Here is a 12,683-nt window from a genome sequence, read left to right on the forward strand (position 1 = left end):
CGTTGAACCGGTTGGTTTATGAGCGGTTTGGCTCGCGAAACGGATTCGTTCGTTATTTGGGTTATTGGTTGTTGGCACGAATTGGTATCTATCGCCGGTTTACGCTGGAGCGTCCTGAACGACAACGCAGGCTCGTTTTTATTTGCAACGGTAACATCTGCCGCAGCCCTCTCGCGGAGGTCTATGGTCGAAGTCTTGGCTGGGAAACGGCATCATGCGGTTTCGGATGCGGTGACGGCTTTCCCGCAGATCCCAGAGCAATGGATTTTGCCCGTTCGCAAGGCCTGTCTCTTGCCAAACACCAGACGATCAACATCCAGGATTTCCAATTCAGAGACTCGGATTTCATTGTTGTCATGGAACCGTCTCATCTGGCTCTTTTCCGCGAAAAATCAGGTGCCAGGTTTCCCGTTGTTCTTGCGGGTAATTACTGTCCGAATCCGAACCCCTACATTCATGATCCCTATAATTGTTGCGACGAATTTTTTGAGCGTTGTGAGCAGAGGGTGATGGAAGCGGTGCGGGGGATCTGTGGTTAGAAAGCGGAAAGAGATCACAGACGAGGAGTTTTATTCTCTGAAGGTCGGTCCAGTGTGGCGCCATTTCAGAAGAGAAAGTTTTGCTTTCTGGATGGTGTGTGGGTACTTGTTCCTGGAATACGTTCGCCCTCAGTCGATCTACCCGGTAATCGATGTCCTGCCATGGACGCAATGGGTCGTTATCGGGGCAATCCTTGGCTGCTTTACCGATAAAACCGTGCGATGGGTATCTTCGCCCATTAATGTTCTTTTGATTTTATTTCTTATCCTGATATTGATCTCGAGTTATTTTGCTTATTTCCCCCATGTCTCATTCGAAAATCTCGACCGATATTATTTATGGGTGATAATCTATTTTATTATCGTAAATATCGTAAATACCCGGCGAAGATTTTTCATTTTCATCTGTATATTCATGCTGGCCTCTTTCAAGCTCTCTTTGTCGCTGGCGATGACGTGGGCACAAAGGGGATTTGCGTTTACAGACTGGGGGCTCATGGGGCCACCGGGGTTCTTCCAGAACTCCGGGGAGCTCGCAATACAGATGCTGGTGTTCTGGCCTATTGCCTGGGCCTTCGCTCATTCAGTCCGACCTTACATTAGCAAATGGTGGTATCTGGCGCTGTTACTCATGCCGATTACCGCAATTATGGTGATACTCGGGGCAAGTTCACGCGGAGGCCAGCTAGCGCTGGTATGCCAGTTGTTGGTGATGAACTACCGGTATGTCTTCAAACCAAAAATCCTGATTTCAATTGGGCTGGCTATCGCTCTTATCTGGAGCTTTCTCCCTGACGAGCAAAAGCAACGGTTTGAAACCATGGGGCAGGATGGCACCTCCAGGCAGCGTTTGTTGTATTGGGAAAACGGTGTGGAAATGATTCAGGACAACCCGGTCCTGGGAGTCGGATATTTCAATTTTGCGCCTTACTTTGAGCGCTACTACCCGGAGGATGTATTGCTGGGGAAGGCTGAGCTCCCCCACAATATTTTTATACAGATTGGCACAGACACCGGTTTACTCGGACTGGCAGTGTTCTCCGGCTTTCTGCTGGTCGCATTCAGATTGGGGAGGCGTTTCAAAGCTGAGGGCTGCGATGACAGGCAGGTGCTTATTGGCCGCTGTGCGAACTTATCACTGCTCGGATTTGTGGTGGCAGGTCAGTTCGTCACGGTTGCCTATTACCCGTTTCTATGGATACATCTCGCGCTGATCGTGGCCCTTACCAACAGTTTCCGGGCCAGTCACAAGCGAAGACAAGGACGATCATGAAGGTACTCTGGCTGTCTCACCTCATCCCTTATCCCCCTAAAGGTGGAGTGTTACAACGCACATTCAACATGGTCAAGGAGTTGGGCCGATACCATGACGTAACCCTGGTGGCCTTTAATCAGAGAGGCTTTCTGGCAGCAAGTCTCCCAGATCATGACGATCCACTCCGTGTTGCGAAACAGGAATTGCTGAAAAGCGTGGCGTCAATGCATGTCCTCGATATTCCAGAGGACAGCTTGCCAATGGGGCGCTACCAGACAGCGTTGAGGGCGTTACTGAGCGGGCGGGCCTACAACATGGAGTGGCTGAAATCGACAAAAGCCCGAGAGCTCATCAGTGATCTGGTTTCGGGAGGTAGCTTCGATGTTGTTCACATCGATACTATAAGTCTTTGTGTATATTTCGATCTGTTTGAAGGGTTGCCCGTTGTTCTGAACCATCACAATTTTGAGTCGGCAATGCTGACGTCGCGCGCAGACACTGAGTCTAGCCCGTTAAAACGCCTTTATTACAGATACGAGGCATCGCGACTGCTGAGAAGTGAAAGTCGATTTTGCCATCGGTCGCGGTTGAATCTGACCTGCTCTGATGACGATGCCGAGGCGATGAAATCTGCGATTGGCGGTGGTAATTTTCTGTCGGTCCCCAATGGCGTTGATATCAACTATTTCTATCCTGATCGGTCCGTTGCGGTGGCGGAGAACAGCATTGTGATTGTCGGGGGCCTCTCCTGGTACCCGAACCGTGAGGCAGTCGAGTATTTTATCCACGACATCTGGCCCCTGATAAAAGTGCGTATTCCCGATACAAGCGTCGATATCATCGGGCGTGGACCGACGCCAGCAATGCTGAAGCTGGCCGAAACGGATGAGCAGTTTCGCGTGCACGGCTTTGTTGATGATGTGCGGCCTTATCTATGGCGCGCCCGATTCTATCTGTGCCCGATCCGTACCGGAGGCGGTACAAAACTCAAGATTCTGGATGCTTTGGCAAGCGGATGCTGCATCCTCGCTGATCCGTTTGCTTGCAAGGGAATTGCTGTCCGGGATGGTGTGGACGTGATTTATGCGCAAACGCCCGAAAACTACGTAGACGCCATGCTGGAGCTGCTTGATAACCCGGCGCGAGAAGCCGCTCTGCGTAAAGCGGGCCCCGAGTTGATCAGACACCGTTACAGTTACACCGGAATCGGAAGACACTACGCAGAGGCGTTGGACGAACTGGTCATGGAGCCCGTATACCGGCAAAGGAGTGCCTGATGAATTCAATGCTTGCTCGGCGCGTGTTTGAGGCGGGAGCGAAGGTCCGCAATCCAACGTTATTCCAACAGTACGACTATCTGAAATCAACGGAATGGCTCTCCAGGGCTGAACTAGAGACAATTCAGCTTGCTAGTGCTGAGAAATTCCTGAGATTTTGTGGTGAGCACTCGCCCTATTATCAGCAGGTTTTTCGGGCGACCGGCTTTGATCCATCCCGGTTTTCGAGAGCAGCAGATCTCAGCGTATTGCCAGAAATGGATAAGGCGACCCTGATCCGGGAAAATTCAGCCATTCATACCAGCGGGCTCAATGAGAAGCTCCGTCTGGCTGAGACCTCGGGAACGTCCGGAGAAGCTCTGGCTTTTTACCGGAATGAACGATGGGATTCGGCAATTCGTGCGGCGTTGATGCGCTCCTACGATTGGTACGATGTAAAGCCGTGGGACAAGAACGGTTACTTGTGGGGGTACAATATTGGCGCCTCACAGGCGAAAAAAGTTGCTCTTCTTGACGGGATTCAAAACCGGTTCCGGTTGTTCAGGTATTCCGAATCGGAAATACGGAGGTTCTGCCACAGGCTGCAGAGCTCGAGCTTCATTTCTGGCTACTCCAGCATGATTTACGAGGTGGCCAAATGCGTTAACGAGCTCGAACTGGGCCCGCTGCCTCTCAAGATGGTGAAGGGCACATCGGAAATGATTCTGGATGCTTATCATCCTGAATCAAGAGCAGCGTTCGGCAAAAACATCACCAGTGAATATGGCGCAGCCGAGGCCGGTCTGATTGCGTTCGAATGCCCCTATGGGGGCATTCATGTGAATATTGAGAACGTGCTTCTCGAGCAGAGCAATGATGGCGAGCTTCTGGTGACCAACCTCTTGTCCTATTCGTTTCCCGTCATCCGATACCGGTTGGGAGACATGGTGACATTGAGCGACGAGACCTGTCCCTGCGGCCGTAATCATCCCGTCCTGAAAAACATTCTGGGCCGAAAAGGTGCCAATGTCGTCGGCGACCAACAGACCTATCCGGCGCTGACGTTCTATTATGTGTTCAAGAACCTTGCCCTCGAGAAAAACATACTGCTCAACTACAAGGCGGTTCAGCACACGCAAGGCAAGGTAAAAATCTTCATCGAGGGCAAGACGAACCAGCAATATCAAAAGGATATTGAGCTGCAGTTACAGAGGTATTTCGGCGACGATATTGATTTCTCAACGCTTTATATCGATCGTTTCGTCAATGAAATGAAGAAGAAGCAGTACTTTGAAACGAGCCTATAGATTATAGCCAGATAACAAGGAATGGGTTATGGCTGTATTTTCCATTGAAGTGGACGCCGGCACTGCAACACAGACGAAGACGCGAAGCTCCGTAAGCGCAGGGTTCAATGTGGGTGCGCACTGGACGATTCGCTTTGACGACAGCGTGGCGACGCGTACAGAACTGGGGGCCTGGACGTTCATCTGGTACGGGGAAGCAAATGCCGAACCGGACTTCAAGCGCGTGCTGGATTTGCTTGACTCGGGTCATCTGACCGAGTTGTGGGGGTTCCGCGGCATTCTGATCGCGGCCAACCCAGCGGATGACCGCATTCACATTTTCAATGATGGCTATGGGACTTTCCCGGTATATGTGAACAATTCCCCCAAAGCAGGGGAGCCGCTCATTTCAGACTCTTTGCGGAGTTTTTCGGGCCACAACGTCGATTGGGCATCGTTTTACCAGTTCCTGAGTCTTGGATACGTATTCGGTGCCTACTCCCTTTTTGACGGCGTCTCCCGCCTCGAGGCCAACCATGGCCTGAAACTGAGTTATGAAAACAGCGCACCTGTGATATCCCGGTTTCCGTTGAAGAACTTCTGGCGCGACTCTGGCCCTGCAAACACTGATGACCTGATTGATATTTTCCGTGATGAGGCCGAGGGCTTCGGGAACACACAGATCATGATGTCAGGCGGGTGGGACTCCCGGCTGCTGTTGGCAGTTCTTGAACACAAGAAACCATTGCTTTACACCCATGGCAATCTCCAAAGCCGTGAGATCGCCATTGTCAGGGACTTAGCATCGGCCTGTGGTCTTCCGGTTGTGGAGCATGGTTTTGACCCTGCCGACTTTAATGCGGCACTGTTTTCCGATTATTTGCGCAACAACGAATCCGCCATGTTTACCCACTGGCATGCGGCCGGTTCTCACGCAGCGCAGCACGGGCTGCTGATGACCGCAGGCACTTTTGGCGAGGTTCTCGGTGGGCACTATGGAACCCTTAACATGCTCCCCGGCAAGAAGAAGCATGTGTCTTTACTGATGCATATGGTCGGAGCGGGTGCGTTCCTCGATAACGCCCTTCATTTGCATGATCAGAAAACGGTTCTTAAATACCTGCGTATGTCGAATTACCGGGTTTTCTGGTTCGTCGAGGGTCAGTTAGCTGACGACCTCCGATCCAGAGACCTGGTTGAGCAGTCGAATCAGCGCCTGGAAGCTCTGTTCCATTCCTACGAGAAGCAAGGCATGGAGGATGCCCAGGCCATGTTCGAAAGGTTCTACACCGAGCATCGTGGAGGGCAGTACATAAACCGGCAGTTGACCAATGCCGCTCAAGGGAACCGGTTCCGCAATATTTTTACGAACCGGGAGCTGTTGGCGGCAGCGCCCACAATGCCTTTTTCTCGGCGTGCGCATAACAAGATCAACAAGGAAATCATCAAGAAGCTGAACCCGAAGCTTCTTGATTTCCCTATGGCGGCGACATTAGCGAATGCCCAAAGACCCCTCCTGGTTCAGGAAGTATCCCGAGCGACTCGGAAGCTTGTTGAGAGTTCACCCGCTATGGCAACCCTTTACCGGAGATTTTCGAGGTATGGTGACCGAAGCTTTGGCTGGAACAATTTCCGGGAAATCGTTAATGAAGGCTGGGTAGAGAGTCTGGGGCCCTTGCTGTCTGGCACACTCTGGGATCACCAGAAGCTTGTGGACGCAGTAATAATAGACCACGAATCAAACAGGTACCCTTTTTTCGATATGGTCTCTAAAGCGACAACACTCGACTATCTCATCCATCGCTGATCCGGGTGTGCCGGCGCGCCGTGCCGGTATCAATTTATTCGCTGGAAGATAAGGCCGCGCAGATTCAATTTGCTGGTTTTTTGAGCTAATCTGAAATCATCGACTGGACTGCAACAAAGGAAGTTTGTCCAAATGAAGCTAGAGATCGAGTGCGTCTCGGAGCGGGCGTTCCCCGCCTTGGCCTGGGTTGCCAAATTCGAATCGGAAAAACCCGATGTCCTTAGCGTCTGGTGCGGAGAGCTGGTGGAGTTCGGACCGGATTTTGTTGTGGAGGGGGTCTGGCCCGGGCCTTTTGAGGAAAAAGGGTTTGACGCTTCGGAGCTGTTCTACGGCAGCGGTGTCCGGATTGTTGGTGATGTTGTTCGGTTCGTCAGCTCTTGCTCTACCGTGGATCGAATCTGGTGTCACAACGACAATGGCATGGTGACCGTATCAAATTCCCTTCCTTGCTTGCTCAGTATCGCGGAAGTGGATCTGGTGTGTGATGACAATAGCTATGCGAAAGCTGTCGAAACAATTGTGAAAGGGCGGGGCTACCAGAAACACTACCCCGTCAGCAGGGGGCAACTGCAGATACACTACTTCGAGAATGTTGAGTTATGCGGCGGTACACTGACGGTCGTACCAAAAACGGAACATACTGCCGCTTTCCCCACCTATGAAAGCTATTCCAGTTTTTTGCTCGATACGGCGTCCTTGATAGGGCAGAACGCATCTGATGCCGCCCGCAGCCGTCCGATCAATGTCCTGAGTACGATATCCAGGGGTTACGACAGCCCGGTCGCATCGCTATTGGCCAGGAAAGCCGGTGCGCGAAAAGCATTCACCATCGTCTCGGCCCGAAGTCTGATCCCGAGAGAAGATTCAGGGGCACAGATTGCTGAACGAATCGGGCTGGAGTGCGAAGAATACACCAGTTGCCGGAAAAAATTTCGCGATGAGCTCTGGTACTGGGCCGCGAATGGAAGCCTGCAGGACATGAACTTCTCGATTTTCAATTATCCCGCGGGCCCGTCGGTCATGTTCACCGGATTTAACGGTGACATGGTGTGGTCGAGGAGCGGGGGTAAGGTGCCAGAGGATTATCTGAAGCGAAAGGACTCCACGGGGTTGGGTTTCTGCGAACACCGTCTGGTGAAAGGCGTTATCCACTGTCCGGTCCCCTTCTGGGGAATACGTCACATCGGGGATATCAAGCGACTCAGTGAAGATGTCGCCATGCAGCCCTGGTCTGTGGGAGGGGACTATGACCGGCCAGTGCCGCGGCGAATTGCAGAAGAAGCGGGTATTCCGCGAGAGCTATTCGGACAAACCAAAAGCGCAACAACGGTTGACGAGTTGCTTCTGATGCCACTGGCAAATCAACTCAAGGCGGAGTACAAGCGATTTCTGAGTGTTCATCACAACAACGTCTTCACGTTGCAGGTATTGTATCTCCTGAGGCGCCTTATAGATGCTTGGAGAAGTTTGTTCAGGCAAAGAGTCCTGGATGTTTTCGCACGCAGTGCCAGATTGAGAAACAGATCTCGAACTTTCCGGTGGGAGAATTATCTTTTCCCCTGGGCCAACCAGTCCTTGAAGCCAAACTTTGTTTTGGATAAGGAGGCCAATGGATAACTTATGTGAATGGTTTCATCAACATACTGTTTAACTAATGTGGTGACCAAAATGAAGAACATACTATCGTTTCTAATTGCTGTATCGATGCTTGGTGCAAGCATCGCCCAGGGGGCGCCGTGGTTTGAAGATGGTTTTGAATCCGGAGATTTCTCAAAGAATTCAATGCGGGATGGAACAAGCTTCAGGTGGAGTGCATCCAACGTTTCCGCATCCAATGCAACGAGTAACAGCGGTAGTTACTCCGCAATGTTTGTTTTCGGACCTAATGCTGACGGTGAGGATTCCTGGAGGGAACTTGGTTTTCGATTTGGAAAAGCGGTATCAGACGTTTGGGTAGAATACTGGATACTGTATCCCGACAACTACAATCACCGCTCCCAGTCCAGCTCGTCCAATAATAAATTCTTTCAGTACAACTACAACGGAGCACCAAAGCAAATGCTGACGGTGGAGTCCGCTGTGCAGGGCGGGGGCAGCTCTTTGATGCGAAGATTCTTGTCCACGACACAAACTCCCAGCGGCGCGAATAATTGGCCAGTGAATGACTTCGATACCCGGAATTTTATTGGCAGCTCATCAGATTACGCAATTCAGACGGGCAGATGGACGAAAGTCATGATCCACTACAGTGCCGGCTCCGATGGCGTAAAAAACGATGGCAGAGCTGAGGTCTGGATCAACGATAAGCTTTTTCATGGGCTCGATTTCCCGTTCTGGGAGCCGGACAATCAAGGACGAATCAATGGCGGGTATATTCTGGGGTGGTCAAACTCAGGATTTTCACAGGCGACCAGAATTTACATAGACGATTTCAAAGTCTACGACGCTCCGCCTGACGGGACCAGCAGTTCCTCCAAGCCGAGGCCGCCGAGCGACTTCATTATCGGGAACTAGTGGCTCAGTCATTGCTGATGTGCCGTATAGGTATGCAAACGCGGGGGGCATGAACATGGTCTCTATGGAGAGTATTTTGCCAGTCACTAGGGCATTCGTCATCATGCAGTGACGGGTTAACCATTCGGTAGTGGGCACGACTTACGGATTCGTCGAAGCGTACTGTCACGAAGCGACCCTGGAAAAAATGTCAGCTATGTATTTCCGTGAGGACAGCAGTTCCTCCCGGTCAAACAGCGCCAGAATAATCAGAATCGAAACGGCTATCGAAAGTGCCAGTTTCAGCGCAAGGCTGGAAAAACCGAACTGAACCTCAATGAACGTGAAGTCAATAATGGTTCCCACAGACAATATCAACAGCCCCAGAATCAGAGGCTTCTGAGGGATTTTCAATGGATAGACCCTGTTAGCGGCATAAAGCGCGTAGATGTACTGTGCAACAGAGCCAGCGGCAAAAGCCGCAGAAGCGCCCACGAAACCAAAGCCCGGGATGAGTGCGAAGTAGAACGCTGTAATCACCCCAGCTGTGAATATATTGTTCTTGGTGATCTCAAAAGTTCTGTTTGTGAACATGAAGCTGAAGTTGTTGAATATCGTAAGGCTCTGAAAGGTGCACGCAACAACCAGAAAGGGCACGGCGTTGACCGCGGGATAGAACGAGGGTGCTGACATTACATTGATAATGCTGCTCGAAAAGAGATTTACGCCAACTCCTGAGATCAGAAGTAAAGCAGTAATCATCCTGAATGCCAAAGAGTATGCGGGGTAGGGGTTATCTTGTTTTGCTATGGCAAATCGCTCGGTTTGCCAGTATTGGGAGAATGGGCTCCAGATCAGAACCATGACGATGGAACCGAACTTAATGGCGAGTTCGTAAAGACCCACCTCATCAAGTGATGAGAATATTCTGATGAAATACCTGTTTGAAGATCCGATATAGAGCCCAATCAAACCCGATATCCACAAGGGCCAACTGAACTTGATAATTCTGATAGCGATGTCTTTGCTCAGGGCCAGTCCTGTTTTAGTGAGCGTGTAGGCGATCAGAATCAACGAGATGATGACGGACGAAAGCAGGCTGCTCAATGCCAGTCCCATCAAACCCCAGCCCAGTATGACAATTGTGTAGACGTTGAGTCCCAGCTGTAAGGCGAGCTTGGCCATATTGAAATTGAAAAATGTCCAGGGTTTTTTCAGTATTCTGAGATAGGTCAGTGAGTAGATTTCGAGAGCGTGGGTCAGGATCAAAGCTGAGAATATGACGATGTAAATACTATACTGTTCGTCTCCGAAGGTGGCCATGGACAAGGCTTCCGAGAAGCTGGCCATCAATAGGCACGCAAGACCACTGAAGCAGGTGGTAACCAGAAAGGCTGTGGAGACAACTGCGTTTTTGCGTTTGGGATCGTCTTCCTGATGGTAGAATTTCGGCACCGCCTGGAACATGTGGCCGCCCAGTATGATCTCGAACAGGCTGACCAGGAATACCAACAGACCAATCACGCCGTAATCTGCAGGCGTCAGATAATGGGTGTAGATTGGCAGCATGATAAAGCCGACAAGCTGTCGCGAAATGTTGCCGACAGCATATATGCTGGAATGCTTGACCATCTGTTCGGCCTGGCTCACGAAGAGCACTCCACACTGGCTTCCAGAGCTTCAAACACTTTGACGAGCGCGGATGCCTGGGCGGATCGGGAGTAGTATCTGACCACTCGCTTGCGGGCGTTATGCCCCAGAGTCGCCATCAGCTCTGGATTGTCGAGAAGCGCTTTCAACTGAACTGCGGCAGCGCAGTGATCGCCGACCGGGAATGTTCTACCGGTGCTCTCTGTCACTGCCTCATTGAGTCCTGGCAGGTCCGATACCAATAATGGCAGTTCGGTAGCCGCCATCTCGAGAGACGACATGGGGAATGAATCCCATTCGGTCGATGCGATCATTCCTGCCGCACAGCTTTTCAGCAAGGTGGGGACATCCTGTCGATAGCCCCCGAAGGTGATGTATTGGTTGACCTCGTCGTCACGCAGATACTCGGAAAAGTTCTCCTTCTCGCCTGGCCGATTGCCCAGTATCAGAAAGTGCGCATCTGTGTACCCGAACTCGCGCACCAGAGTGTGCGCTGCTTTGAGAATGATATGAACGCCTTTTCGTCGTTCCATGTGCCCGGAAAATACAATGAGCTTGCGGTTTCGGGGTATGTCGAAGCAGTCGTGGGCATAGAAACGTTTGGCATCCTCGGGCGCGTATTTGACCGTATCAATGCCGGTTTTTACGATGGAGGTCCGCTCAGAGGGGATGCCTCGCCCATTCACTGCCGTATTGCGCATGCCTTCTGACTGAAAAACGTAGTGATCAGGCCCGTGGCGTCTTGCAGAGACCTCCAGTTTTTTCAGCCAGAGTTTCAAACCACGGTTCACCGAGCTCATGGGGGCACCCCAATAAGACACGAAGGTCTTGATGCCGCCGGCCCGCAGGGCCTGAAAGACGGGCATGGATACCGGTTGGTCAAACCCGAGAAGCCGCGTGATGTTGTTATCCCGAATGTAGTCTTCAACCCAGCTGAGTCGGTCAGGCTCGGACCACCTTGTTCGCAGCTGGATGATATTGGTCAGGGTATCAGGCAATGAGGGTGTCATGCCTCGATCGAGGTTGGCGTAGGCGAAGTGAATCTTCCGGATATCCCCGGTGAAGTGTTTGGCAACCTCCAGAAACGTGTGTTCATGGCTGGACGCCGCATAACCGGGGTTGGACTCGCAATGAAACAACACCATCATTCCGCTCACAGATTACCTTCCTTTGGTACATCAACGATAAAATTATAGTTCGGTTGAACTGGCTCTGTTGGCGAGCATCAGATAGGGCCGTTCATTGTCGCGTCGGGCCTCTTCCTGAATCCTGTTGGCCGCGCGCTCGAATTGATCTCGTGACTCCAGAGCTATATTAACGAGGGTTTCCAGCGTCTGTTCGACCTCTGCCGTGGAGGTCACCAGCGGCTCCAGACCAAGGGCCTCAAAAGATCCGCGAAGTTTGGCTTCGGTGTACTCATCGACATAGATACCCACCGCGGGGATACCCAGAGATAACGCGAATATAAGCTGGTGGTAGCGCATCGAGATCACGAACTGGCTGTCTGCCGTCAACGCTTTGAGTGAGGATGCCAGCGGAATCGGGTCGACCAGTACAAAGGGTTTCTGCCGCCAGAGTGGGCGGATGTGGTGCGCCAGCTTGATGTCGCCGCCGGAGCCTCTCGGTGCATGGTGGGGGATAAACACGGTGCTGCAATCACGGGCGCTGACGGCACGCTCAATTGCTGCAGCGATTCGCAGAACTTCGTCATCATCCATGGGACCGAATTTACGCATTGAGACACAGGCAAAGGGGCGATGTTTGGCACTGATTGCACGGGTGTCGTCGTTGTGCTGTTTTTCGAGGTAGCAGGCGTCGTCCAGTGCGAAATGTACCGGTGCGCTGACCTGGGTATTGGAGAAGTTTCGGTCACGTACCCCGATCCATTTGGCTTTGGGCAGTATCCGGTCGATGTGTTTGCGATGGGCGTCGTTGTAGGGACCGATGGTCTGACTCACCAGGTAAAACTCTTTGCCCAGCATTGCCGCGAGCTTCAGAAGCCTCAGCCTGGACTCAAGAACGTGGGGCCACACACTGGTCATGTTGCCGCCGCCACAGATAATGATCTTGTCTGCCCGCAGCACCTGATAAAGGGCCATGGCTTTGGCTTTGAAGTAGGAAAGTGGTCTTTTCCAGAGCAACCGCCGCATTTGCTGGTCAGGGATGTGGTAAAAGGGAAAGGCGCGGATGCCATAGGTCTCCGGAACACGGTCCGGGTCAGCGCAGCCGAGAATAAGATTGTTCTTGCCGACCAGCTTGCCCAGTCGTTCAATGGCCACTTCGGCCATCGCTTCATCACCCACGTGATAATCCGGCCCGAGGCCGGTTATGTCAGAAAGCATGAGAATTTTCGGCATGTGCTTTTTTTCTCTGTCATCCATGTGCAATTCAGACTCA

10 protein-coding genes are annotated in these 12,683 nt (G+C 51.8%); 7 read left to right on the forward strand and 3 right to left on the reverse strand.

Annotated features, from left to right (window positions below; all coding sequences use genetic code 11):
• Positions 1 to 2 precede the first annotated feature (2 nt).
• The 7 genes from R0125_RS06585 to R0125_RS06615 all read left to right on the forward strand — a co-directional run bounded on the left by R0125_RS06585 (position 3) and on the right by R0125_RS06615 (position 8,657).
• Entirely contained in the window at positions 3 to 539 is a 537-nt protein-coding gene (locus tag R0125_RS06585; RefSeq protein ID WP_317237593.1) for a hypothetical protein, read from the forward strand.
• Entirely contained in the window at positions 532 to 1,812 is a 1,281-nt protein-coding gene (locus tag R0125_RS06590) for an O-antigen ligase family protein (protein ID WP_317237594.1), read from the forward strand. The genes R0125_RS06585 and R0125_RS06590 overlap by 8 nt, the downstream gene beginning before the upstream one ends.
• Positions 1,809 to 3,071, forward strand: a complete 1,263-nt coding sequence (locus tag R0125_RS06595) for a glycosyltransferase family 4 protein (protein ID WP_317237595.1) — start codon at positions 1,809 to 1,811, stop codon at positions 3,069 to 3,071. Before R0125_RS06590 ends, R0125_RS06595 begins: the two co-directional genes overlap by 4 nt.
• Positions 3,071 to 4,357, forward strand: a complete 1,287-nt coding sequence (locus tag R0125_RS06600) for a hypothetical protein (RefSeq protein WP_317237596.1) — start codon at positions 3,071 to 3,073, stop codon at positions 4,355 to 4,357. Before R0125_RS06595 ends, R0125_RS06600 begins: the two co-directional genes overlap by 1 nt.
• A 28-nt stretch (positions 4,358 to 4,385) precedes the next feature.
• Positions 4,386 to 6,143, forward strand: a complete 1,758-nt coding sequence (locus R0125_RS06605; RefSeq protein WP_317237597.1) for an asparagine synthase-related protein — start codon at positions 4,386 to 4,388, stop codon at positions 6,141 to 6,143.
• A gap of 132 nt (positions 6,144 to 6,275) precedes the next feature.
• Positions 6,276 to 7,760: a hypothetical protein gene (locus tag R0125_RS06610; RefSeq protein ID WP_317237598.1), complete on the forward strand. Its 1,485-nt coding sequence runs from the start codon at positions 6,276 to 6,278 to the stop codon at positions 7,758 to 7,760.
• A 9-nt stretch (positions 7,761 to 7,769) separates the two neighbouring features.
• Positions 7,770 to 8,657 carry a hypothetical protein gene (locus R0125_RS06615; protein WP_317237599.1) on the forward strand — a complete coding sequence of 296 codons (888 nt, stop codon included), beginning with the start codon at positions 7,770 to 7,772 and terminating at the stop codon, positions 8,655 to 8,657.
• Positions 8,658 to 8,822: 165 nt separating this feature from the next.
• On the opposite strand, the gene R0125_RS06620 is transcribed toward R0125_RS06615, so the two are convergent.
• From R0125_RS06620 to R0125_RS06630, 3 genes are read right to left on the reverse strand one after another with little or no spacing between them, the layout of a single operon-like run.
• Complete coding sequence (locus tag R0125_RS06620) at positions 8,823 to 10,286, reverse strand: lipopolysaccharide biosynthesis protein (RefSeq protein ID WP_317237600.1); 1,464 nt, start codon at positions 10,284 to 10,286, stop codon at positions 8,823 to 8,825.
• The gene (locus R0125_RS06625) at positions 10,283 to 11,434 is read right to left on the reverse strand and encodes a glycosyltransferase family 4 protein (RefSeq protein ID WP_317237968.1); all 1,152 of its coding nucleotides are present in this window, start codon (positions 11,432 to 11,434) and stop codon (positions 10,283 to 10,285) included. Before R0125_RS06625 ends, R0125_RS06620 begins: the two co-directional genes overlap by 4 nt.
• 42 nt (positions 11,435 to 11,476) lie before the next feature.
• Positions 11,477 to 12,667: a polysaccharide pyruvyl transferase family protein gene (locus R0125_RS06630; protein ID WP_317237601.1), complete on the reverse strand. Its 1,191-nt coding sequence runs from the start codon at positions 12,665 to 12,667 to the stop codon at positions 11,477 to 11,479.
• Positions 12,668 to 12,683 lie beyond the last annotated feature (16 nt).

The organism is Marinobacter sp. M-5 (genome assembly GCF_032911545.1).
GTDB lineage: Bacteria > Pseudomonadota > Gammaproteobacteria > Pseudomonadales > Oleiphilaceae > Marinobacter > Marinobacter goseongensis.